Below are 24,251 nucleotides of genomic sequence, written 5' to 3' on the forward strand. Positions count from 1 at the left end.
CCTTGCCTAAATCTCATTCTTTCAGTTGCAAAAACGATCAATAAAGGTCAACAGTTGTTAGCTTGCTCCTGCTTCGAGCGCTTGCACAGTGCCCAAATCGCACTATACTGTATAAAAATACAGTATTAGGTGTTTTTATGCATTTACCCTCACAACCTGCGCTGACATCACTGCTTAATCGGCAAGATTTATGGCTCGGCGAACAAGCGGCAACCCAACTTCATGGCATGAGTACCGGCTTTGCTGAACTGACGCAACATTTGCCTTATTGGCCTGCCCACGGGGTGTGTGAGTTGTATAGCCAAGGGCTAGGCTGTGGTGAACTTGGGCTGCTACAGCCGTTAATGCACGCAGTATGTAGTGCAAGTGAACCAGCACCGATTATGTTGATTGCTCCGCCAGCGTTACCTAATGCTTTTGGGTTGGCGCTACTGCAACTACCGCCAGAGCGGTTTATTTGGCTGAATATCTCCTCTGCACGAGAGGCGTTATGGGCGATGGAGCAAGTGCTGCACAGTGGCAGTTGTGGTTTAGTGATTGGTTGGTTTGAGCAGCTATCACTCAAGGCGGCTCGGCGACTGCAACTCGCGGCTGAGGAGGGTAACAGCTTAGGTTTTTGTGTGTTGCCATTAACACAAGCAGGTAATCAACATCCGTTACCGTTGAAATTAGCACTGCAAGCCGATAGCTCGGCGGTTCGCTTAAGTATTCTCAAACGTCGTGGCGGCTGGCCGGTGAATGATATTGCCTTGCCCCATGTGGCGGTGCCGATGTGGCGCAAGATGGCACTTGCCGCAGCGGCAGAACCGGCACGGTTTACTTCTCCACGTGAGCCGATAGCGCGGCAACAAACAGCGGTAGGTTCGCTGTCATTTCTGCCAGCGGCCAACGACCATGCGGCAGCCGAGGCGCAAGATGGCTGAGTGTTGGCTGGCAGCCTATTTCCCGGGGCTGTTATTACAGTTTCATGCGTGGAGCTTGAGTGCTGGTCATGTTAACGGTGGCGACGTATTTACCGGTTTGCCGCCGCAAGCGTTGTTCGATCAGACCTCGCGACAAATCGTGGCGGCTTCTCCAGCGGCGCAAGCGGAAGGTGTCACTATTGGCTTGAGTACCACCACCGCTCAAGCACTGTTGCCAGCACTGCAACTGACGGATCACACACAGGTGGATCGCGCTCGGCTCACCCAATGGCTGTGTCAGTGGCATTATGATTTTAGTGCGCGTATTTTCCCGGCGTTGGTGGATGAGGTCAAAGAGGGCAAGCAGAGCAATGTGGCCCAACAATCATTGCAGCTGGCGATTTGGCCGCAAGAAACGCTGTTACTCGAAGTCGGCTCCATGCTGCGCTTGTTTGGTGGTGTAGATAAGCTACTGGAACGGTATCAGCAGCGGCTGAGCCACTATGGTTTACTGGCGCATTGGGCGCTCGCTAAACAACCGCTACATGCTGCTATTCTCGCGGCGCAACATCAGCATCACGCGCCAGCACTGACAAGGCAGCATCGCGTTTCCACGCCAAGACAAACTCGCTTTAGCACGCCAACGATATCTTCTGTGGCGGCAACGGTGACTTGTCCTGAGCTGATCGCCAGTGAGTTACCCGATCATCTTCCCATTAGCCAACTGCCACTGGCAGCGCCAACGCGACATCGATTACAGCAGATGGGCATTCACCGCTGGCAGCAGTTGCGACAACTACCGCGCGCCGAGCTTGGCAAACGCTTTGGCCAATCACTGTTAACCTTGTTATTGCAGCTAGAAGGGCGACTAAGTTGTCAGCGTCCGGCGTATCAACTGCCACTAACGTTTTCACTCGCGGTGTTATTGCCGCACGATGTGGAGTTTATTCAAGGGCTGACGTTTCCGCTGGCGCCGATGTTAACGCAGTTGGCCGATTATCTGCGTGGGCGCCAATTAGCAGTACGGCAGTTACAACTCACGCTGCGGTACCGCGAACGAGATCAAGCGCCGCTGAGCCTCAGCATTGATTATCCTTTGGGCGAGTATCGCGCTGATGGCTTGCTGCAACTGTGTCGCTTGCAATTAGCGCGGCTCACTCTGGCATCACCCGTCACCGAAATTACATTGCTAGCAGAACATTTTGTCGAACCTGAAATCCCTAATACTTGCCTTGCCGATGATAGCCACACCCGACAGCCACTGACACAACTGCTCGCCAAACTACAAGCCAGATTAGGCGCCGAGCAGGTGCGTAGCCTCGCGGCTAGCGCTCATCCACTACCAGAGCAAGCAAGTGCTAGTCACACCATTACTCAGTGGCCGCCGCCAGCGCAGCCACAACCTGCTGCGCTGGCCTTGCGGCCATTATGGTTATTGAATGAACCGGAACTGATCGCCGCCGATGAGGTGACGTTACTGCGTGGGCCGGAGCGTATCAGCTACTGCTGGTCAACATCCCTGTATCCACTGCGAGATTATTACGTTGCGCTGCACCAGTCGGGGCGTTATTGCTGGGTGTTCCGTAGTCAGCAACAACTGTTACTGCATGGGTGGATGTCGTGAACTACGCCGAGTTACATGCTATTTCCAATTACAGCTTTCTCCGTGGCGCTTCCCATCCACATGAGCTGGTGGAACGCGCGGCGCAGTTGGGCTATCACGCGATCGCCATAACGGATGAATGTTCGCTTGCTGGTGTCGTCAAAGCGCATGAAGCTGCGCAGCAACAGCAGATAACATTGCTGGTGGGCGCTGAGTTTCACTTGGCTGAAGGTCTGCTGGTGGTATTAGCGCAAAATCGTCAAGGGTATGCCAGCCTCAGCCAGTTGATCACCTTGGGACGGCGGCGAGCAGAAAAGGGCAGTTATCAGTTGGTGTTAGCTGATTTTGCTGCATTACAGCATTGTGTGTGTCTGTGGCGACCACCGTTATATGCCGAGTTGCTGACGGAGGATAGTGGCAGCGATATCGCTATAGCGCAGCAGCAATTAGCCACGTTAGCAGAGCGGGTAAGCTCGACGCTGACACACTTGCCTTGTTATCTGTTGGCAGAACGACAACTGAATGCGGGTGAAGCGTGGCAACTTGAGACATTACAGCGCCTGTCTGAGCGCTGGCAGTTGCCCTGTGTCGCCGCAGGAAATGTGCATATGCATCATGCCACTGAGCAGCGCATGTTGGATGTGTTGACCTGTATTCGGCATGGCAAAACGGTTGATGAGGCCGCAGGCTTACTGCAACAAAATGCTGAAACTGCCATGAAACCGATTGATGCCATTGCCAAACGTTTTCCAGTGGAGTGGCTTGAAAACAGCATTCATATTGCCGATAGCTGTCAGTTTAGTTTGACTGAACTGCGTTATGAATATCCGGCTGAATTGGTACCGAACGGTTTAACCGCGACACAGTATTTAGCCCAAGAGGTGGATAAAGGCGCTATCAAACGATTTGATGGCAATGTGCCGGACCCCGTTAAAATACAGTATTTACGCGAGTTGGAGATTATCGCCGCGCTCGGTTATGAGTATTTTTTCCTCACTATTTATGATTTGGTCACCTTTGCTAAGCGCAGCCATATTCTGCACCAAGGCCGCGGCTCAGCGGCTAACTCGGTGGTGTGTTACTGCCTTGGTATTACCGAAGTTGATCCAACGAAGGTCAACATGCTGTTTGAACGATTTATTTCAAAGGAGCGTCATGAACCGCCAGATATCGACGTTGATTTTGAGCATGAACGTCGCGAAGAGGTCATTCAATATATCTACCAAAAATATGGCCGTCACCGAGCCGCATTAGCCGCCAGCGTGATTACTTATCGCTTTCGCAGTGCCATGCGTGATGTGGGTAAATCGCTGGGATTGGATGAACAGCGCGTTGAACAACTGCTGGCGAGTGTGGATAGGCGTGATAGTGAGGTGTGGACCCAGCAACTGCAAACGCAAAACTTAATCGCCAGTGCCGGGCATGCGCAATGGCTGTTGCCGTTAGTTGAGCGATTAATGGGATTCCCGCGGCATCTATCGCAGCATGTTGGCGGTTTTATTATCTCTGCGGGGCCGTTGGCGGAGTTGGTGCCGATAGAAAATGCGGCCATGGCCGATCGCACGGTGATCCAGTGGGATAAAGATGACTTAGAGAGTCTTGGTTTACTCAAAGTCGATGTGCTGGCGTTAGGTATGCTCACCGCTATCCGCAAGTGCTTCAGCTTGATTAGCCGTCATTATCAAGCGCAGCCATTTACTATGTCGCAGGTGCGATGGGAGGATCCACAGGTATACCGCATGCTGCAGCATGCTGACAGTATGGGCGTATTTCAGGTGGAATCGCGCGCACAGATGTCGATGCTGCCGCGATTACGCCCGCACTGTTACTACGACTTAGTGGTGCAGATTGCCATTGTGCGGCCAGGGCCAATCCAAGGCGATATGGTGCATCCCTATCTACGTCGCCGTGATGGCTTGGAGCAAGTTGATTATCCTTCAGCAGCGGTGCGACAGGTGCTGGAACGTACGCTGGGTGTGCCAATCTTTCAAGAGCAGGTGATTCAATTAGCGATGGTGGCTGCAGGCTTCTCTGGCGGTGAAGCCGATCAACTGCGTCGTGCCATGGCCAGCTGGAAACGGACTGGTGAGCTGAGTAAGTTTGAGCAAAAATTGACGCAAGGTATGGCCGCCAACGGCTATAGCGAGCAGTTTGCGCAGCAGATCTTCCAGCAAATTCGTGGCTTTGGTGAATACGGTTTCCCTGAATCTCACTCTGCCAGCTTTGCGTTACTGGCGTATGTTTCCGCCTATCTGAAATATTACTATCCCGCCGCATTTTGCTGCGCATTACTCAACAGCCAACCGATGGGGTTCTATAGCCCATCGCAGTTGCTGCAAGATCTTAAGCGGCATCATGGCACGGTACTGCCAGTTTGCATTAATCGTAGTGATTGGGATTGCACCTTGGAGCCACTCGATGACGGAGATTATGCCTTGCGTTTGGGCTTACGTTTGGTCAAAGGCTTGAGCCAACATAGTGCCCAGCGGTTACTCGCTGGCCGCCAGCAAGATTTTTCCACTATGGCGGAAGTGACACAATTTGCCATTCCTCGCGATGAGTTAGAAGCGCTGGCGAGTGCCAATGCTTTTGCCTCGTTGAGCGGTGATCGCCATCAAGCCCGTTGGCAGTTGGCTGCGAGCCAGCAACTGACGCTGCCATTGCTCGCTCACGCTGAGCAGCAAGAACCTGCTGTCGTGCTGCCCGCCGTCGATGAAGTTAGTGCCATGCTAGCGGATTATCAGCAACTTGGGTTGACGCTAGGTAAACATCCGCTGACGATGTTGCGCGCTAGCGGTCAACTTAGCGGTTGTCATACTGCAGAACAGCTATGGCAGTGTCGTCATGGGCAAGTGGTACGCGTAGCGGGGCTGGTTGTAGGGCGGCAACGCCCTGGCACCGCTAGTGGGGTGACGTTTATTACGTTAGAGGATGAAACGGGCCACACTAATCTGGTGGTTTGGGCCGCTACTGCCAGTGCGCAACGGCGGCCATTCTTATCGGCACGTATTTTACAAGTGACCGGTGTGGTGGAATTTGCCGATGGCGTATTACACGTGATCGCCGGGCAACTGACCGATATCTCCCATTTAATGGCTCAACTCGCTGTTAGCTCACGTGATTTTCACTAGGGGCTGTTGACCTCTCGAGTTTGATTTTTGTCCAAGTTACAAGCCCTATGAACGAGGCGTTACTTAGCAGGGATCACCGTCAGATAGATACACAAGAAATGACATACGGCGCCGCCAAGTACAAACAGATGCCAAATGGCGTGGTTGTAGGGGATCCGCTTAATGGCATAGAAGGGTACGCCCAAACTGTAGCTCAAACCACCGGCAACTAAGAGCCAGAAACCCGCCACAGATAAATTGCTCACTAACTCAGGCAACACCGCCATACAGAGCCAGCCCATAGTTAAGTAGAGACAGAGACTGAAGAATTTGAAACGGTGCACAAAGAAGCTTTTAAATAATACGCCGCTAGCTGCTAGTGCCCAGATAGCGATTAACACCCATTCGGCATCGCTGTTTGCCAAAGCGATGAGCATCAACGGTGTGTATGTGCCAGCAATCAGCAGATAGATGGCGCAGTGGTCTAAAATTTTTAGTCGCCGTTTCCAATGCAACGTTGGCACGCTGTGGTACAGGGTAGAGCACAGAAACAGCAGAATAAAACTGCCACCATAAAGCGAAACACCTGTAAGTTGAATAGTGGTCAGTGATGCCGCACCTTTGCTCAGCATCAGTACTAAACCAACGATGCCAAACACCACACCGATGCCGTGAGTGATACTGTTAATCCACTCTTCCGGCGCCGAATAGTCAGAGGTATATACTGCGGTAGATGCGTAATTAGACATAAGATTGTTCAACGAGCCAAGTTTGCTTGAGTCTATCAAGTCAGTAGACTAAACACTATCAAAATTAGATTACAACTGTACGCTGAGTTAAAAACCGCTGTGTTTGTTGCTCGCGGTTGCCACAAATCTAGCATAACTCATTGAACTATCAATAAGTTACCTGTTCAAACGTTTTAGCTAATTATTGCTAACATTTGCACGGATCGCATGACAACTTTGGCACATGGTGAACTCTGGTCACACCCACAGCTTAATCATCAACCACCCGCAACCGTAGCCCTATGGCCTAGTATGCTGCTTGTCGCTGTGGTGCATCTCATCTTGCTGAGTTGGTTTTCGCTACGCCCAGTATTACCGGTATTAGCTGAGGTAAAACCGCCACCACTGGTGATTCACTCTTTTTTGTATCGAGCGCCAACCAAAGTTAATGTGTTGCCGCCGTCCGATATTGCTCCAGATGAAGACATTACTACTGAGGTAACAGTCGCCTCGGCAGCGGTGACACCGAACCACAGTTCTGAAGCCACTATCGCCACCTCGGCGGGATCTGCCAGTGACAGCGTGATTGATGCTGCGCCAGCTACGACGCCTGTAAATGAAATAAAACCTGTCGCCAAAGTGAACATTCGTGACCTTACGGCCAACTACCTACAACAGCAACAAAGCCAAGCCATCGGCAAACTGCCTGCGGATTACGCTACATCAGTTTCTAAGCAAGGCTTCAGTGATATGACGGCAAAGCCCAAGTCGTTGCAACTACCACAACAAACGCTGAGTGAACGCGATGGCTCGTTGGATGCTGCACTCGATCCTAATCGGATCGTCAAGGTGGGCAGCACCTGCTATCGCGTGGTGAAAACGCCAACACAACTCAATCCCTACGCCGAAAATTTGGGTTTTCCATTTAAGTGTGGTCAAACCGATGATGAGAAATTGCTAGAAGCGTCATTAAAAGCCCGCATACAACAGCATCGTCAGAAACCCTACTAGGGGCTGTTTATCTTTGCTGGTTGTTTTTGCAGCAGACAGAGTGTGATTTAGGCAAGGCAGGTGATGTGCCGTGTAGTTATTCTCCACAAACAACAGCTAACGCTGAATAAATTGCGCTCTGTCGCTGCCCGAAGGGTTCATTTAAACGCCTCCTGAACTTTGTTGCACCCAGCTTGCTTAGTTGACTAAGCGTCGCAGGCCGCGTCTCGTTCATGATGCGTTTAATTTGAACAAAAATTAAACACTAAAGATAAACAGCCCCTAGGTTCAGAATTTGAAAATTGCCTGCATTTTATGGTGTTAGCTAACAGCGCTTTGCTCTCAGTTTTACGATAGAAAAAACTGGCACGAAGCGGCAGCGGGATTGGTATTTTTTCCAGTGACAACACTGTACATTTGCGGGTGGATGCACAATAATTAAGCGATGCATCATGCTGGTGACATCCATATTAGCTACGCATGATAACCATTCCGCAAGGAGACCAAGATGCAAATTCAATCTGCCTTTAGTGCTGGTGTGCAAGGGCTGCAAAATGCCCAAAACGGGTTAATGCAAGCGACAGTTGAAGTAGCTAAACCGACTGAAAACCAGCAAGCACAAAGTGGGGTAGAAGCTCCGCAAACCACCGATAAAACGGGCGCAATTGTCTCTGCTTTGGCCTCAGAACGTCAGGGCGAAGCGTCAGCCAATGTGATTTCACGTGTGAACGAAACCATTGGCAGCATAATCGACATCGAGGTGTAACGTGCTGACGGCGCTTTCTAGCGGAAATGCGCCCACACTGGCAGCCGTTAATGTCAGCAGGCGTGAGCGTGTTGCCGCCGCAGCGCCAGTTACTCAGACTACAGCTGTTACTCCCGCGGTATCTTCTCCATCCTTTACCTCATCACAAACCGCGCACTTAGCGGCGGTTGAACATCCCTCTAGCGCACTCGCCAATGGTGCTGCTGAATCCAGTGCATCAGGCCAAAATCGTGATGGTTTAGTAAGTTTGAGCAAAGGCTTTCTTGGCGCCGCCAGTTTGTCCGACGCCGCTAGTGCAACCGAGACTGAAACCTCAGCGGCAAGCGCCGATACTGATGATTCGCGTGCCAGTGCTGATGAAACTAGCGAGCAGCAGCAAAATGGCACGCCAGATCCTAACGCAGCGGCGGGGCCATTACAGCCTACCGGACCCAATGGTGTACCGTTATCTGAGCAAGAGTTACAAGAAGTTGAAGAGTTATCGCAGCGCGATGATGAAGTACATGCGCACGAACAGGCGCATGCGGCAATTGGTGGCAACTTAGCCGGTCAACCAAGTTTGGAATATCAGCAAGGGCCTGACGGCAAACGCTATGCGGTCAGTGGCGAAGTACAGATTGATATTTCTGTGGTGCATGGCGATCCTGAAAAAACCATGCAAAAGATGCGACAAGTCTATTCTGCGGCGATGGCTCCTATGGAACCTTCTGGTGCAGATCTCCGCATTGCCGCCGATGCTATGCGTAAATATAACGAAGCGCGGCAAGAATTGACCGATGAGCGTATGACGCAGATGAAAACGTCGGCGAGCACATCCGCTAGCCCAACCGCTCAGGCGGATAGGGAACGCAGAGGCGAAGCGCCGACCTATAACATGGGCATTGCGTTAGTGATGGCAAAGCTTGAGCCACAAAATGACGCTAACAACAATCAAGATGCTAGCGCCAATCGTATCAATGAGTTGACGTTACCAAACGGTAGCTTGAATAGCCGACAGTATGCCAATGCGGCTGAGTCTTACAACTCAACCAGCATGTAAGGCGTTAGTTCTGATGAGCTTTGTGCATGCTGTTCAAGAATGATCGACTCCAGCAGTTTACATGCTGGCCCTTGATTATCCCGTTGCGGCACCACCAAGGTGAGAACGATGCGGCGGGTGCTAGCGCCTTTGACTTTTAAGCGCACCAACTTACCGGTTTTAATCTCATCTTCAACCAAGTGCCGTGGTACCCAGCAAAAACCGATACCTTTTGACAAAATCACCTTGGCTTCATGGAAGTTACTCACCGTCCAACGCTGCTCGGCTTTGAGCCAACCAATCTCTTGTGTCGGATTAACGCCGGTATCTTTGATCACTAACTGTAAGTGTTGCGCCAGTTCGTGGTCGTCTTCCAGTTCGCCAACTTCCGCCAGTGGATGCTGTGGGTGACACACCAGATAAAACTCTAAATCACACAGCGGTTCAGCAATGTAGCCTTTCGGCGGCATACCGCAAATAGCTAGGTCCACCTCATTATTGACGATCAGCTCATTAGTACCATTGATCACGGTATCGACCACCGTAATTCGTGTACCACGGCTTTCCGGCAAAAATTTGGCGAGAGCATCAGTGAGAATATCCATTGGATAGACCAGCTCACGGGCGATAACTAACGATGGCTCCCAACCTTGCTCCAAATTACTCGCCAGTTGTTCTAGCTCGTTAACAGTTTGGGTGAGGTGGCGTGAACGGCGTAACAGCACTTCGCCTTGCTCGGTGAGATATGCTTTGCGACCACGAACTTCAAGCAACTGAATACCCAGCTGATATTGCAGTTTAGCCACCGCATGGTTGAGTGACGACTGACTCTTATTCAACTGTTCAGCAGCTTGAGCATAACCGCCGTAATCAACTACAGCTTGCAGAATGCGCCATTGTTCGAGGGTGGATTTAGGTCTGTGCATATGTACAATTAAATCGAATTGTTTCGCTGATAGTGCCCTGAAAAATCGAATTAATCAAATCATTGCCGCCGCTACGTTGCCGAAAACATGCGCTATATCAAACTGAAAGCGCCCATTGGCAATTCTTGCCAAGAAACGGGCCTACATCGGTTACTAAATAGGTGCTGAATTGTCGGCTTGGCCGTCATTTGGCGGTTAGTGGGCAAACAGCTTGATGGCTGTCGGCATTGTCAGTGTTGGCGCTTGGTTCATCTGCCAGTTGCGCAATAAATCCCGCCATTCCTTCAGGCCAAATCTGTTGCAGTAGTTGTGCGACGTCTTGCTGCTGCTCATTAACGACAATGCGATTGAACAGTAACGCGGCGTCGCAGTTTTGCGTGTGTTGCATCAGCTCGCTGGATAATTGCTGTTGCAGTAGATGACTAAAATACAGCGGCCCGGCATCGGCGATGCCGGGGAAGGTAAACGGTAGCAATGCGGCCTGTGGCCAGTCGCGGCCAAAAGATGCGGCAAACTCGTGCGATAAATTAATGCTGCGGTCTTCGGTATAAAACTTTAACGCTGCCAACGCATTAATGCGTTCAAACTGCTGTTGGTACTGCTGAAACAGCGCTTCACGCGAGTTAGCCGCGTAATTTACTGCCAATTGTTGGTCTAAATAATGCGCTAACCAGTCTTGCGCCAAATACTGCGTGTCAGATTCTGCGGCAAACTCATTCAGTAAAGAGTAACGGCCGCTGGCGGCCATCGTGGCTAACATCTCCGCCATGGCGTTATTTGCACGTTTCACTTGCGCTGGTCGAGAGAAATCGGCCGGCAAACTGAGGTAGCTGATCCCAGTTTGATGTCCGACCACACTACGACGCAGCAATAATGCCATCGGTTTACCGGAAGTGAGCATCACATCACCAAGTAAACGCTGCTGATGCCAAAGCCGCAGCCATTCATGGTTAATGGTTTCTAACCTTACGCCTAAGGTGGCTAATGCCGCCGTTAGCTGTTGTAAATATGCTGCTTGTGACAACTGAGCAAATGGTGTTTTGGCGGCTGTGCGCAGTTGCTGACCAATGTTCCAAGGCGTAACGACGACCGATTGCTGCATTGCTTGTAAAAAGGCTTTGGTGTTATTGGCATTGCCAATCAAGGTGTGTTGAAACTGCAGCTCGGCATAGTTGTGGAAACCCTGCGCTTGGGCAAGTTCATCGCGTATATCCGTTAATGTGGCGAGATCAGCTTTTACGGTATCCACGGCTCGCGTTTGAAACGCGGACCAGACTTTGTAACGGCAATCTTCATCGGGTTGCGCCATTAAGTACCGCGCTATCGATTGATCAAATGGTTGGGCTTCATCAGCGGGGCTACCTAAAGCACAGCTGCCGAAATCTAATTGGAAGCTACTGCTGCTGAGCCGCTGTTTTATGGCGGTTTGCGCTGTTGTTAACCGGATTTTATCGGCGTCGTTAAACTGCTGCTGTTGAAAATATCGATAACGAGCGGCGAGGGCGCGCTGTTGTGGCTGGGAAGATGTGGCAAGCTGCTCAATTAATGTGGTGAGTTCGGGCGCATGTAGCAGTTTGGTGGTGGTCGTCGCCACCGCCAGCTGACATTGCAGCAACCACTCTTGATCATCACTTGATAGCTGAAACTGACGATAGTATTGCACGCGGTCATTGAGATTTTGTAAGCCGAGCGTTTGGCGTTCCAGCGTGGTGGCATCGCTGAAGTCAGCGCTAAAGTTATCGTTGTACTCTAGGCACTGATTCACAAACAGTGATACCGCATCGAGCGCGTGCGCTGCAGAACTACTTAGACACCACAGCATGGGGGCTGCAATCAAATAAAATGGACGGCGTTTGCTTTTTCTTGTGGCATTGCGAGTTAATTGCATCTGACGTCCATGTCTCCTGTATCAATTTATTTGATAGCAATAAATGTTGCTCGGCGTGGTGCAGGGTGACCTTCAACTGTCAGTGCGGGATTGTTCGGGTCGAGGAAGTCAGGTAAAGATTCGTTACGCATCCATTCCGTCGTACGCTGCTCATCAAGCGAGGTCTCATCGACATTAACACAACGTACTTCGGTGAATTCACACTTTTTCAACCATAGCGCTAACGCGGCAACCGACGGAATAAACCAAACGTTATTCATTTTGCCGTAGCGCTCTGGCGGCACTAATACCGTGTTCTCGTCGCCTTCAATCACTAACGTTTCTAGCACTAGTTCACCGCCATCGCGCAGTTGATCGCGCAATTGCAGCAGATGATCAATCGGTGAACGACGGTGGTACAACACGCCCATCGAAAACACGGTATCAAAGGTGTCATAGGATGGCAGTTCCTCAATCCCTAGCGGGAGCAGATGCACCGGATGATGTTCACCCGCTAAGCGCTTAATGGCTTCAAACTGACATAAAAACAGTGATGATGGATCGACACCTACCACAAACTTAGCGCCTTCACCGTACATGCGCCACATGTGATAGCCACTGCCGCAACCAACATCCAGCACTGTGCGGTTTTCTAGTGGCGAGATATGTGGCAATACGCGATCCCATTTCCAGTCTGAGCGCCATTCAGTATCAATGTGAATGCCGTGTACATAAAACGGGCCTTTGCGCCATGGGTGCAATAGTTGTAGCAGGTTTTCTAGCTTTTCTTTGGGACCGTCGGCTAACTGCTCGCCGCTACCAATGGTCACTGAGGTTTTTAAATCCAGCGTATCGGGGGCAGGGTAATTGAGCTTAGCGAGCACTTTCTCCCACTTTGGCAGCGCGCCATGTTTATTCTCGCGTTGCCAGGTTGCCAATTTGGCTGGCAGGTGCTCTAACCAAACTTGCAGTTGGTTTTCAGCAATATCTTTATAAAAACGGGTAAAACTAATCACTTGACCGCCACCATTGAGGCAAAATTTAAACACTGGAACCACACGTTGTGATGGGTAAAACCCACCTCATTAAAGCGCGCTTGATGAATGGCGAGCGTGTCGGTTTTCATTACGTTTTCTATCGCACTGCGTTTTTGGCTGATTTCCAGCTCGCTGTAGCCGTTAGCGCGTTTGAAATCTAAATGGTGTTCATCAATCACTTGTTGGATAACATCATCGTCAAACCGCAGCTTTTCAGACAGAATCAACACACCACCGGGGATTAATCCTTGATAGATTTTGCTTAGCAGCGCACGACGATCTTCTGGTGGCAAAAATTGCAGTGTAAAGTTCAACACCACCATTGAGGCGTTACTAATGTTGATGTCGCGAATATCCGCACAAATCAGCTCTACCGGCGTGTCACTCACATACGCATTAAGATGTTCGCGGCAACGTTCGGTCATGGCCGCAGAGTTATCAACCGCGATAATTTTGCAGTTTCTGCCACCGATATGACGGCGCATACTCAAGGTCGCAGCGCCGAGGGAGCAACCTAAGTCGTAAACCTGCGTGTCGCTTTTAACAAAACGAGCGGCGAAGTTGCCAATAGAATGCACAATTTGACCATAACCCGGCACGGAACGCTGGATCATATCGCTAAACACCCCGGCGACTCGGTCATCAAAAGTAAAGTCAGCGACTTTACCGAGCGCTTCGGCGTAAATATTGTCTTGAGAAGATTGCATCGGTAGGTTCTTAAATACGAAAACCGGCGTATTTTACAGATTTCTGCCCGCCAGCAGCAAGGGATTCGCTCAATAGAACACGTTTCATCTTGTACAACGGGCAAAATTTGTCGGTATTTTGGCCGTTTATCTTCACTGACCCCGTCTGGCTATGGTCAAAAACCTTAAAGTGTTTGATACTTCACCGTCTAGTAAAGCGGGGCTTTGGTAAATGGCATTAATTCAATATAATGCTGCCCCAAAATCTAATTTTCGTACCGGCGCCATCCGGCAGCAACAAAGGATAATACGATGCGCAGCCATTATTGTGGGGACGTAAACAAGTCTCACGTTGGACAAGAAGTAACTTTGGTAGGTTGGGTTAACCGCAGCCGTGACTTAGGCGGTGTGGTATTTTTGGATCTTCGTGACCGCGAAGGTTTGATCCAAGTAGTTTATGATCCTGATTTGCCAGAAGTATTCGACGTTGCCAGCTCGCTGCGTAGCGAATTCTGTGTGCAAGTTAAAGGCGTGGTGCGTGCTCGCCCAGACAGCCAAGTCAATGCACATATGCGTACTGGTGAAATTGAAGTGTTGGGTACTGCACTGACCATCATCAACGCTTCTGAGCCGCTGCCGCTGAGCATGGATAACTTCCAAAACAACAGCGAAGAACAACGTCTGAAATACCGTTATCTGGACCTGCGTCGTCCAGAGATGACTCAGCGTTTGATCTTCCGCGCCAAAGTGACCAGCGCGGTACGTCGTTACCTCGATGGTAATGGCTTTTTGGATATTGAAACCCCAATTCTGACTAAAGCGACTCCAGAAGGTGCGCGTGACTACTTAGTACCAAGCCGTACTTATAAAGGTCACTTCTTTGCGTTGCCACAATCACCACAGCTGTTTAAACAGTTGCTGATGATGTCTGGTTTCGATCGCTACTATCAAATCGTTAAATGTTTCCGTGACGAAGATTTGCGTGCTGACCGTCAGCCTGAATTTACCCAGATCGATATCGAAACTTCATTCATGACCTCTGACCAGGTAATGGCGAAAACTGAAGAGATGGTACGCGGTCTGTTCCAAGAGCTGCTGAACGTTGACCTCGGCGAATTCCCTAAAATGACTTGGGATGAAGCGATGCGTCGTTTCGGCTCAGACAAACCTGATTTGCGTAACCCGCTGGAATTGGTTGATGTTGCCGACTTAGTCAAAGACGTTGAGTTTGCGGTTTTTCAAGGCCCAGCAAACGATGCCGAAGGCCGTGTAGCCGCTATCAAAGTTCCTAACGGTGCTTCGCTGTCACGTAAACAGATTGATGACTACACCAAGTACGTCAGCATCTACGGTGCTAAAGGCTTGGCATGGATGAAGGTGAACGACATCGATGCAGGTTTGGATGGCATTCAATCTCCGGTACTGAAGTTCTTAAACGAAGAGATCGTTAATAACATCATCAGCCGTGTTGATGCTAAATCTGGCGACATCATCCTGTTTGGCGCAGATAAAGCTAACGTGGTTGCTGAAGCCATGGGCGCGCTGCGTTTGAAACTGGGTCAAGACCTCGATCTGCTGCAAGGTGAGTGGAAACCACTATGGGTGGTTGACTTCCCAATGTTTGAGAAAGCCGATGGCCGCTGGTACGCCGTACACCATCCATTTACTGCACCAAGCACGGTAACTGCCGCAGAGTTGGCAGCGAACCCAGGCACAGCAGTATCTGATGCTTACGACATGGTACTGAACGGCGTAGAGCTGGGCGGTGGTTCTGTGCGTATCCACAAACAAGAGATGCAAGCCACTGTATTCAAGATTCTGGGTATCTCTGATGAAGAAGCCCAAGAGAAATTTGGCTTCCTGTTGGAAGCGTTGCGTTATGGTACGCCACCACACGCTGGTCTGGCCTTTGGTCTGGACCGTATGGTGATGTTGATGACTGGCGCAACCTCAATCCGTGATGTTATGGCGTTCCCTAAAACTACGACTGCGGCATGTCCTTTGACTGATGCGCCAAGTCTGGCGAACCCACAACAGCTGGTTGAGCTTGGGATTGATGTGACTAAAGCAGAAAAAGCTGCTGAAAAATCAGAATAATTTTTGTTTAATTTGAACCAAACCGAGGCACTTGCCTCGGTCTGTTTATCTATCGGGCGACCATTTCCCGATAATAAAGAGGAGTAATTTATGGCAGGTCATAGTAAATGGGCCAACATCAAACACCGCAAAGGTCGTCAGGACGCGAAGCGCGGTAAACTGTTCACCAAATTCATTCGCGAACTGACAGTGTCAGCACGTGAAGGTGGTTCAGATCCTGATTCCAACCCACGTCTACGCGCCGCCATGGATAAAGCGTTATCTAACAACATGACGCGTGATACCGTAGAACGCGCTATCAAACGTGGTGCCGGTGAATTAGATGGTGAAAACCTAGAAACCATCACTTATGAAGGTTATGGCCCAGGCGGTACTGCGGTACTGGTTGAGTGTATGACAGACAACCGTAACCGTACTGTGACTGGCGTGCGTAACGCGTTCAACAAATCTGGCGGTAACTTAGGTACTGACGGTTCAGTAGCCTACCTGTTTACCAAGCAAGGTGTAATCAGCTACGACACGGGTGCCGATGAAGATGCCATCATGGAAGCGGCGTTAGAAGCGGGTGCGGATGATGTGTTGGTCAATGACGATGGTTCTATCGACGTTTACACCGAACCTGCAGCGTTCGGTACCGTGAAAGATGCGTTGGACGCCGCGGGCTTCGAATCAGTCAACGCTGAAGTCACTATGGTGCCTTCAACCAAGTCTGATCTGGATGAAGAAACTGCCGCTAAATTCTTGCGTCTGATCGACACCTTAGAAGATCACGACGACGTGCAAGAAGTTTATCACAACGCAGAAATCTCTGACGAAGTGATGGAAAAACTCGACTAATCCCTATGCCCATCATTCTAGGGATTGACCCCGGCTCGCGGATCACCGGTTATGGCGTGATCCAGTGCCTGGGTCGCCAGCAACTTTATCTCGGCAGCGGTTGCATTCGCACCGCTTCCGATGACTTACCGCAACGTCTACAGCAAATCTTTACCGGCATCAGCGAAATCATTCGGCAATACCAACCCGATGAAATGGCGATAGAGCGGGTGTTTCTCGCCAAAAATGCCGATTCGGCGTTAAAACTGGGGCAAGCCCGTGGCGCGGCTATTGTGGCATCGACCAATGCGGGATTACCGGTGTCGGAATATACGGCAACGCAAATCAAAAGCGCGGTAGTGGGCACGGGGCGGGCGCAGAAAGCGCAGGTGCAGCATATGATCACCCAAATTCTTAAGTTGCCCGGAAAACCACAAGCCGACGCCGCAGATGCGCTCAGTGTTGCAGTGTGTCATTATCATACCTGTCAAAGCTTGGTTGCCTTAAGTGGTCAAGCTACCACGAGAACTTACGGAAGATATCGATGATTGGTCGTCTACAGGGCGTTATTATTGAAAAGCAAGCGCCAGAGGTGCTGATTGATGTGCATGGCGTCGGCTATGAACTGCAAATGCCAATGACCAGTTTTTACGAACTGCCAGAGCTGAATCAATCCGCGATCATCTACACCCACTTTGTGGTGCGTGAAGATGCACAACTGCTGTACGGTTTTATCACTAAACAGGAGCGTTCACTGTTCCGTTTATTGATCAAAGCTAACGGCGTTGGTCCTAAATTGGCGCTGACCATTTTATCAGGCATGACTGCCAGTGAATTTGTTGGTTGTGTTGAGCGCGATGATATCGCCACTTTAGTGAAACTACCGGGTGTTGGTAAAAAGACGGCCGAACGTTTGTTGGTTGAAATGCGCGACAAGCTCAAGAGTTTGATGGAAGCCTCCAGCGGCAGTGAACGTGAGTTTGTACTCAAGTCCAACTTCACGCCTGCTGCAGTGGAAAACACCGCTGAAGAAGATGCTATTGCTGCGTTACTGGCGTTAGGTTACAAACCTGCACAAGCCAGCAAAGCTGTATCTGGTGTGTTCGTTGATGGCATGGATTCAGAAACACTGATTAAAGCCGCGCTTAAATCGATGTTATAGGAATAAGCATTCATGATTGAAGCAGATCGTCTCATTCAGCCCCATAATAACAACCCTCAAGAAGAGTTGATTGACCGCGCCATGCGGCCGAAATTGCTCGATGAGTATACTGGGCAAAATGAGGCTCGTGCGCAGCTCAAAGTGTTTATTCAGGCGGCAAAAAACCGTAACGAAGCACTGGATCATATGCTGATTTACGGCCCCCCGGGGCTAGGTAAAACCACCTTGGCGATGATTGTTGCCAACGAGATGGGCGTCAATATCAAATCAACGTCTGGCCCAGTGTTAGAAAAAGCCGGCGATTTGGCAGCGCTGCTGACCAATTTGGAAGCGGGCGACGTGCTGTTTATCGATGAGATCCACCGTCTCAGCCCGGTGGTAGAAGAGATTCTTTATCCCGCCATGGAAGATTACCAGCTGGATATCATGATTGGTGAAGGCCCCGCAGCACGCTCAATTAAACTGGATATTCCGCCGTTCACCTTAGTGGGGGCAACGACTCGTGCGGGGGCGTTAACTTCACCACTGCGGGCGCGTTTTGGTATTCCGCTGCGGTTAGAGTTCTATAACGTGGATGACCTCAGCACCATTGTAGCCCGTTCAGCTACGATGCTGGACTTACCATTGGATGCTGCTGGCGCGCGCGAAATTGCCATGCGTTCGCGTGGCACGCCACGTATTGCTAACCGTTTGCTGCGCCGTGTACGTGATTATGCCGAAGTTAAACATGATGGCCGTGTTACCCAGCATGTGGCGCAACAAGCGCTGGATATGTTGGATGTAGACGGCGAAGGTTTTGACTACATGGACCGCAAGTTGCTGCTAGCCATTATCGACAAGTTTATGGGTGGCCCAGTGGGTCTCGATAACTTGGCGGCGGCGATTGGCGAAGAGCGTGAAACCATCGAAGATGTGTTAGAGCCGTTCTTAATCCAACAAGGTTTTATTCAGCGTACCCCGCGTGGCCGAATCGCCACCGATCGCGCTTATCGTCACTTTGATATGATGAAACCAGAATAATCTCCGCCGAGTAGGGGACTGACGCATAGTTTCGCGCTGACCCAATAACAACAAAAGCCGCTCAATGAGCGGCTTTTTCGTGGTGAGTTATCCAGCTAAATCTTAATGTTCAGCTTTATCGTGATGGTGGCTGTGTGGCAGCACTAAGTTCAAAAAGATCGCCACAATACCGCACAAGCTAATACCTGTTAGGCTGAAATTGCCAATACCAAACGCCATACCGCCGATACCGAATACTAAGGTGACGCCAACGATGGCCAAGTTACGCGGTTCGTTCAGATCCACCTGCGCTTTGATCATCGCATTCAAGCCCACCGCAGCGATAGACCCAAACAGCAAACACATGATGCCGCCCATGACAGGCACCGGAATGGTTTGTAATGCCGCACCTAACTTACCAACAAACGCCAGCACAATGGCGCAGATGGCTGCCCAAGTCATCACAACAGGATTGAAGTTTTTGGTTAAGGTTACCGCGCCAGTCACTTCAGAATAAGTGGTGTTTGGTGGGCCACCGAGCGCAGTTGCCGCAATAGTTGCTAAACCGTCACCCGCCAACGTGCGGTGTAAACCAGGCTTTTTGAGAAAGTCTTTACCAGTAACGTTGGAAATTGCCATGACATCGCCAATATGTTCTACCGCTGGCGCAATGGCGACAGGGATCATATAAGCGATGGCGTACCAGTTAAATTCCGGCGTCACAAATTCAGGCATAGCGAACCAAGCTGCGCTGTTAATCTGCTCAAAGCTGACAATGCCAAGGTAGAGGCTGGCTAGATAGCCAACCACAATCCCGGACAGAATTGGCATCAACTTCAGTAGGCCTTTGGCAAAGATTGCCACGGCGATGGTGGTTACCAGCGAAAGCATTGAAATAATCAGTGCTGGCTCAGCGGCAACCAGTACCAGTTTGCCGTCACCACTTTTACCCAACGCCATATTTACCGCTGTCGGTGCTAATCCTAAACCGATGATCATAATCACCGGGCCAACAACCACAGGCGGTAACAGTTTTTTGATAAAACCTGAACCGCGCAGTTTGATGATGGTGGCGAGCACTAAGTAGACACAGCCTGCGGCAATTAACCCGCCCATAGTGCCGGCGATACCGAAATTGCTCACACCAAATTGGATAGGTGCGATGAATGCAAACGATGATGCCAAAAATACTGGCACTTGACGTTTGGTACAAAACTGAAAGATCAGCGTACCGATACCGGCGGTGAATAGCGCAACGCTGGCGTTGAGTCCCGTGAGTAACGGGACTAGCACCAATGCGCCGAAGGCGACAAATAACATCTGTGCGCCTTGCAGTGGAAGGGTGAGGTTTTTCATTATTATGCCCTTGGCTGTTAAAATTCGGCATATGCTACCAGCATGCTGTTATGGCTTCAGATAATTTTTGACGATTTAGCTCAAATTTTTGCCAATCCGTTAGCTTTCATAACAGTTGCTGACTGAATAGCCGCAAAGCAAGCGCTGACAGATTTGCTGGAACAATATCTGTGGTACACTTGCGCCACATCAATCGTAGGCAACCAAGCACGTATGCTCAAATATCTATCAGGGATTTTCGCCACTATTAGCTTACTGTTGGCGACACAAATGGCGGCTGCGGTCGAAATTGACCAGCTTGATAGTTCGACTGTGACTGTTGATTCACGCGCCAACAATGATCGTTCCAGCGCCTTACAACAGGCGTTGTTTAATGTGTTATTGCTTAACTCTGGTGCCAAAGAGTTACGCGACAATGCCCAAATTCAAGCCGCATTATCCAATGCATCATCCTTGGTGGTGCAATACTCCTACGAGCAAGCTGCCGATGGCTTACAGCTCAGAGCCACCTTTGAACACGATAAAGTGATTCGGCTGTTGCGTGACGCTGGATTGCCGGTATGGGGCAAGCAACGCCCATTGACGTTAGTGTGGTTAGCGTCCGATGCCGATGGCGAACGCCACTTGGTAGCTGATGAATCCACAGCAGAAGAACGCCAAGCGTTTGCTAAGTTTTCTAGCGTGCGCGGTATTCCGCTGATGTTCCCTCTGATGGACCTCGACGATCTGATGGCGGTCAACGTCAATGATGTGCGTGGTCAATTTGCTGATACTGTCGCCAGAGCTTCTGCTCGCTACCAAGCGGATTATTTTGCCATGGTAACCTTTGATAGCAGCGCGAATAATCAAGTGCGTTATCAGATGAACTTATACGCCAGAAACTCGCAGGCAACGCCGTTCACCACGGCATTGGTGAGTCGTAGTGGTGACGCCCAAGATCGCGGCACCGCCATCGATGAGATCATGCTGTCGTTGTCAGACTATTTTGTGCAACAGTACGCGGTGACCGATTCAGGCCAGGCCGATGTGGCTCAGATTGAATTTAACAACGTGGCGCATATGCGCCAGTTGGTTGAGATAGATAACTTCTTCAGTCAACTGTCAGCCGTCAAAAATTTCTATGTTAAGTCGGTGCAAGGCAATCACGTTATTTATCAGCTACAACTATTTGGTAGCCGTGATGACTTAAGTAATGTGTTGCGGCTGGAACAGCGTATTCGTCTTGATGACAACCAACCGATCAGCTCCCCCATGGATAACACCAACAATAATTTGATAGGTGTTTACCGCTGGGATGCGAAATAGTCATTATTGCCAACGTGGACGTTCGATTGAGTCAAAATAATCCAATACAGCTATCGTTGCCGGTTTATCTTCCCGATGACGAAACGTTTGAGAGCTATTACCCCGCCAGTGGTAATGATGAATTGATTAAAGCCCTCGGCGCGGCAGCCGAAGGGCAAAAACAGCAATCTTTATATGTTTGGGGGCCAGAGAAATCTGGCCGCACCCATTTGTTGCACGCTGCTTGCGCACATGCCAATGAACTTGAACGCAGCAATTTTTATGTACCGCTGAGTATTCACGCCAGTATTTCTCCGGCGTTACTCGAACGTCTCGAACAGCTTGATCTGGTGTGTATTGATGATGTCGATGCCATTGCTGGGCACCCTTTGTGGGAAGAAGCCCTGTTCGATCTGTACAACCGCGTAGCGGAGCTTGGTCGCTGCGCTTTGATAGTGGCTGGTCGTAACGCACCTGTGGATGCTGGTTTTTCATTGCCTGACTTAGTTTCACGCATGCAATGGGGCTTAAGTTACCAGCTGAGCCCAATGGCCGACGACGAGAAGCTGGCCGCACTGCAACGCCGGGCAGCCATGCGGGGATTGCAACTGCCAGAAGAAACCGGCAAGTTTCTGCTGGCACGCTTGGCGCGAGATCTGCGCACATTGTTTGATGTACTGGATAAGCTAGATAAAGCATCGATGGTGCATCAACGCAAACTCACGATTCCATTTGTAAAAGAGATCCTGCGTTTGTAGTTGTTGTAACATTGCCAAATAAAAACGCCGCTAATCATTAGCGGCGTTTTTATTTGAGTAAGCGATCAAAGGGGCAGGAGCGTTGGTTGCGACGGCTGGCGCTATCCACGCATATCCGCTTAGATGATTGCTAATACATTTTCCGGTGGGCGCCCCAGCGCTACACGCTCGCCGTTGATGGCAATGGGGCGTTCAATCAGTTTCGGTGTTGTCACCATTGCTTGCAGCAGTTGGTTTTCTGTCAGCGCACTGTCATCCAAACCTTGCTCTTTGTATTCCGCTTCTTTGGTGCGCATTAGTTGGCGTGGGCTATCAAAGCCTAATTTCTCTACTAGCCAATGCAGTTGCTCAACACTGGGCGGATTTTTCAGATATTCCACAACGGTAACACTGACACCTTGTTGCTCTAACAGCGCTAATGTTTCGCGACTCTTAGAACATCTTGGGTTGTGAAACAGGGTGATATCGGTCATGCGGTTTCTCCGTCTATTATGGCGTCTGCTACTTGCGGCAGCGCCTTATGATGCAGTGGGTTTACCCCTGAAAACGTTTCATCAATTCATCGGCATCGCGGAATTGACGTAATTGCGCTTCAATGCGAGCGATGAGCAGTGGTTGTCCGGTTGCTTCGCGGTAGGCAAAATTGAGCTGGTCGATAGCACCTTTATAATCAGCGCGCAGTGCCCGCAGTTGCGCGTTGGTGTAAAACTCCTGCGCCTTGTCGCCAAGCTGATTATAAGCTTGGCTGAGCATCTGCACGGGCAACAAATTGTTTTTATCGTCGTACGTCATCTGCTCTAGGATTGGAATCGCCTTTGCCGCTTGTTTGTTTTCGATATAGACGTTGGCTAAGTTGGTGTTAAGCACGAGGGACGACGGACGATATTTCAGTTGCTGGGTTAATAGTTCGATAGCCTTGCCGTAATCTTTGCGCTGGGTGTAAAGGTCGGTCTTGGTATCGAGATAGAACAGGTTATCGGGATCTTGTTTCAGTAACTTATCGATAATGGCTTCAGCCTTGTCGAACTCATTCAAGCGGAACAACGCCAACGCCTTGCCATAAAGCGCGGCCTGTTCAATAGCAAAATCACGTTTTTCTAACTGCCGTTCAAATAGCGCCAACGCCGCTTGGGCAGAATAGCTAGAAAAACGCACTTCAATACGGGCTTTGGCTAACTGAAAATTGAGACTCGGCGGCACGCGCACCGGGGTATATTGGGCGGCGCGGTCGCGGGCTTCTGACACACGTGACTCAGGAATAGGGTGGGTGAGCAACATTGGCGGTAATTTGGTGGTGTAACGATATTTCGCCACGAGTTTACCAAAGAAGTCTGCAGCAGCTTTGGGATCAAACCCGGCCGCGACCATCACGCGCATACCAATGCGGTCGGCTTCTTGCTCGTTGCCTCGAGTAAAGTTGATGCGGCTTTGTGCACTCAGCGCCTGAGTCCCCATTAAGGTAGCCATCCCCGCTTGCGGTGCGGCAACGGTCAACAAAATCGCGCCAAGAATACCCGCCAGAGTCAATGGTGCACTGCGGCTTTGCGCCTCCATCGAACGCGCGAGGTGACGTTGTGTGACGTGGGTAATTTCGTGCGCCAATACCGAGGCGAGTTCACTTTCATCATCGGCGTACAAGAACAAACCGCTGTGAACCGCTACGTGACCACCAAAGAAGGCAAACGCGTTAATTTCATCGTTTTGCAGCATGAAAAAGTAAAACGGTGTGCGCACGTCATCGGCGTGTGATACTAACCTGCCGCCTAACTCTGAAATATATTGCTCAAGTAACGGGTCATATAATACCGGCGCTTGGGCCCGGATTACCCGCATATAGATGTCGCCATACTGTAGCTCGCGGTCCATGCTTAAGGTGTTAATGGCGGCAGTACCCAAATCGGGCAGTTCGTTGCGCGCAAAACTTTGTGCCGCACAACTGAGGGATAGCGCGACGGTAACACTGAGCAGGGATTTTTTGAGTAAACGACGTGTGAGAGTATTCAAACTAAACCTTTGGTGTTCTGTGGAATATCTAACGAGCTGCGCCTAGCATAATGATGGTGGTCGATGAATTGCAAGCGTGAGATGATAAACCCAAGCTTTTGACTATCAAATGCTTTATATCGTAACCAAATTGCTGCGTTAG

At 50.3% G+C, this 24,251-nt stretch carries 21 protein-coding genes; 13 read left to right on the top strand and 8 right to left on the bottom strand.

The genetic code is table 11. From position 1 onward, the window contains the following. Positions 1-137 precede the first annotated feature (137 nt). The 3 genes from imuA to L9G74_RS11300 are packed head-to-tail and all read left to right on the top strand — an operon-like array spanning position 138 to position 5,636. Positions 138-923 carry a translesion DNA synthesis-associated protein ImuA gene (gene imuA, locus L9G74_RS11290; RefSeq protein ID WP_238896461.1) on the top strand — a complete coding sequence of 262 codons (786 nt, stop codon included), beginning with the start codon at positions 138-140 and terminating at the stop codon, positions 921-923. After that, positions 916-2,526 (top strand): Y-family DNA polymerase, encoded by a 1,611-nt coding sequence (locus tag L9G74_RS11295; protein ID WP_238896462.1) that lies wholly within the window; start codon positions 916-918, stop codon positions 2,524-2,526. The genes imuA and L9G74_RS11295 overlap by 8 nt, the downstream gene beginning before the upstream one ends. Continuing rightward, complete coding sequence (locus tag L9G74_RS11300; protein ID WP_238896464.1) at positions 2,523-5,636, top strand: error-prone DNA polymerase; 3,114 nt, start codon at positions 2,523-2,525, stop codon at positions 5,634-5,636. Before L9G74_RS11295 ends, L9G74_RS11300 begins: the two co-directional genes overlap by 4 nt. A gap of 59 nt (positions 5,637-5,695) precedes the next feature. Here L9G74_RS11300 and trhA read toward each other — a convergent pair whose 3' ends face one another. Then, complete coding sequence (gene trhA / locus L9G74_RS11305; protein WP_238896466.1) at positions 5,696-6,364, bottom strand: PAQR family membrane homeostasis protein TrhA; 669 nt, start codon at positions 6,362-6,364, stop codon at positions 5,696-5,698. A gap of 291 nt (positions 6,365-6,655) precedes the next feature. On the opposite strand from trhA, the gene L9G74_RS11310 reads away from it, so the two are divergent. The 3 genes from L9G74_RS11310 (at position 6,656) to L9G74_RS11320 (ending at position 9,138) form a co-directional block, all read left to right on the top strand. Beyond that, positions 6,656-7,354 carry a hypothetical protein gene (locus L9G74_RS11310; protein WP_238896467.1) on the top strand — a complete coding sequence of 233 codons (699 nt, stop codon included), beginning with the start codon at positions 6,656-6,658 and terminating at the stop codon, positions 7,352-7,354. Between the two features lie 487 nt (positions 7,355-7,841). Further along, entirely contained in the window at positions 7,842-8,099 is a 258-nt protein-coding gene (locus L9G74_RS11315) for a chemotaxis protein (RefSeq protein WP_238896469.1), read from the top strand. A 1-nt stretch (position 8,100) separates the two neighbouring features. After that, a complete protein-coding gene (locus L9G74_RS11320; RefSeq protein WP_238896470.1) occupies positions 8,101-9,138 on the top strand; it encodes a putative metalloprotease CJM1_0395 family protein in 1,038 nt (345 codons plus the stop codon). Here the strand turns inward: L9G74_RS11320 and L9G74_RS11325 are convergent. The 4 genes from L9G74_RS11325 to cmoA all read right to left on the bottom strand — a co-directional run bounded on the left by L9G74_RS11325 (position 9,117) and on the right by cmoA (position 13,654). Continuing rightward, positions 9,117-10,043: a LysR family transcriptional regulator gene (locus L9G74_RS11325; RefSeq protein ID WP_238896472.1), complete on the bottom strand. Its 927-nt coding sequence runs from the start codon at positions 10,041-10,043 to the stop codon at positions 9,117-9,119. The genes L9G74_RS11320 and L9G74_RS11325 overlap by 22 nt on opposite strands. Before the next feature lie 184 nt (positions 10,044-10,227). Then, positions 10,228-11,931, bottom strand: a complete 1,704-nt coding sequence (locus tag L9G74_RS11330) for a M3 family metallopeptidase (RefSeq protein WP_238896474.1) — start codon at positions 11,929-11,931, stop codon at positions 10,228-10,230. A 26-nt stretch (positions 11,932-11,957) separates the two neighbouring features. Beyond that, positions 11,958-12,926 (bottom strand): tRNA 5-methoxyuridine(34)/uridine 5-oxyacetic acid(34) synthase CmoB, encoded by a 969-nt coding sequence (cmoB, locus tag L9G74_RS11335; RefSeq protein WP_238896545.1) that lies wholly within the window; start codon positions 12,924-12,926, stop codon positions 11,958-11,960. After that, the gene (gene cmoA / locus L9G74_RS11340) at positions 12,923-13,654 is read right to left on the bottom strand and encodes a carboxy-S-adenosyl-L-methionine synthase CmoA (RefSeq protein ID WP_238896476.1); all 732 of its coding nucleotides are present in this window, start codon (positions 13,652-13,654) and stop codon (positions 12,923-12,925) included. The genes cmoB and cmoA overlap by 4 nt, the downstream gene beginning before the upstream one ends. A gap of 291 nt (positions 13,655-13,945) precedes the next feature. On the opposite strand from cmoA, the gene aspS reads away from it, so the two are divergent. The 5 genes from aspS to ruvB all read left to right on the top strand — a co-directional run bounded on the left by aspS (position 13,946) and on the right by ruvB (position 18,728). Next, entirely contained in the window at positions 13,946-15,730 is a 1,785-nt protein-coding gene (gene aspS / locus L9G74_RS11345; RefSeq protein WP_238896478.1) for an aspartate--tRNA ligase, read from the top strand. Positions 15,731-15,820: 90 nt separating this feature from the next. Continuing rightward, the gene (locus tag L9G74_RS11350; protein ID WP_238896480.1) at positions 15,821-16,567 is read left to right on the top strand and encodes a YebC/PmpR family DNA-binding transcriptional regulator; all 747 of its coding nucleotides are present in this window, start codon (positions 15,821-15,823) and stop codon (positions 16,565-16,567) included. A gap of 5 nt (positions 16,568-16,572) precedes the next feature. Continuing rightward, a complete protein-coding gene (gene ruvC, locus L9G74_RS11355; RefSeq protein WP_238896481.1) occupies positions 16,573-17,094 on the top strand; it encodes a crossover junction endodeoxyribonuclease RuvC in 522 nt (173 codons plus the stop codon). After that, positions 17,091-17,708 carry a Holliday junction branch migration protein RuvA gene (gene ruvA / locus L9G74_RS11360; RefSeq protein WP_238896483.1) on the top strand — a complete coding sequence of 206 codons (618 nt, stop codon included), beginning with the start codon at positions 17,091-17,093 and terminating at the stop codon, positions 17,706-17,708. Before ruvC ends, ruvA begins: the two co-directional genes overlap by 4 nt. 12 nt (positions 17,709-17,720) lie before the next feature. After that, a complete protein-coding gene (gene ruvB, locus L9G74_RS11365) occupies positions 17,721-18,728 on the top strand; it encodes a Holliday junction branch migration DNA helicase RuvB (protein WP_238896484.1) in 1,008 nt (335 codons plus the stop codon). 102 nt (positions 18,729-18,830) lie between these two features. Here ruvB and L9G74_RS11370 read toward each other — a convergent pair whose 3' ends face one another. Continuing rightward, positions 18,831-20,063: a uracil-xanthine permease family protein gene (locus L9G74_RS11370; protein ID WP_238896485.1), complete on the bottom strand. Its 1,233-nt coding sequence runs from the start codon at positions 20,061-20,063 to the stop codon at positions 18,831-18,833. 153 nt (positions 20,064-20,216) lie between these two features. Between L9G74_RS11370 and L9G74_RS11375 the strand changes: the two genes are divergently transcribed. After that, positions 20,217-21,368, top strand: coding sequence for a DUF2066 domain-containing protein (locus tag L9G74_RS11375; RefSeq protein ID WP_238896487.1), 1,152 nt, complete (start codon positions 20,217-20,219; stop codon positions 21,366-21,368). Positions 21,369-21,394: 26 nt separating this feature from the next. Beyond that, positions 21,395-22,105, top strand: coding sequence for a DnaA inactivator Hda (gene hda, locus L9G74_RS11380; protein ID WP_238896489.1), 711 nt, complete (start codon positions 21,395-21,397; stop codon positions 22,103-22,105). Between the two features lie 119 nt (positions 22,106-22,224). On the opposite strand, the gene arsC is transcribed toward hda, so the two are convergent. Beyond that, entirely contained in the window at positions 22,225-22,578 is a 354-nt protein-coding gene (gene arsC, locus L9G74_RS11385) for an arsenate reductase (glutaredoxin) (RefSeq protein ID WP_238896490.1), read from the bottom strand. Positions 22,579-22,639: 61 nt separating this feature from the next. Continuing rightward, positions 22,640-24,109: a beta-barrel assembly-enhancing protease gene (bepA, locus tag L9G74_RS11390; RefSeq protein WP_438944562.1), complete on the bottom strand. Its 1,470-nt coding sequence runs from the start codon at positions 24,107-24,109 to the stop codon at positions 22,640-22,642. Positions 24,110-24,251 lie beyond the last annotated feature (142 nt).

This window comes from Shewanella electrica (assembly GCF_022321485.1).
GTDB classification, from domain to species: domain Bacteria; phylum Pseudomonadota; class Gammaproteobacteria; order Enterobacterales; family Shewanellaceae; genus Shewanella; species Shewanella electrica.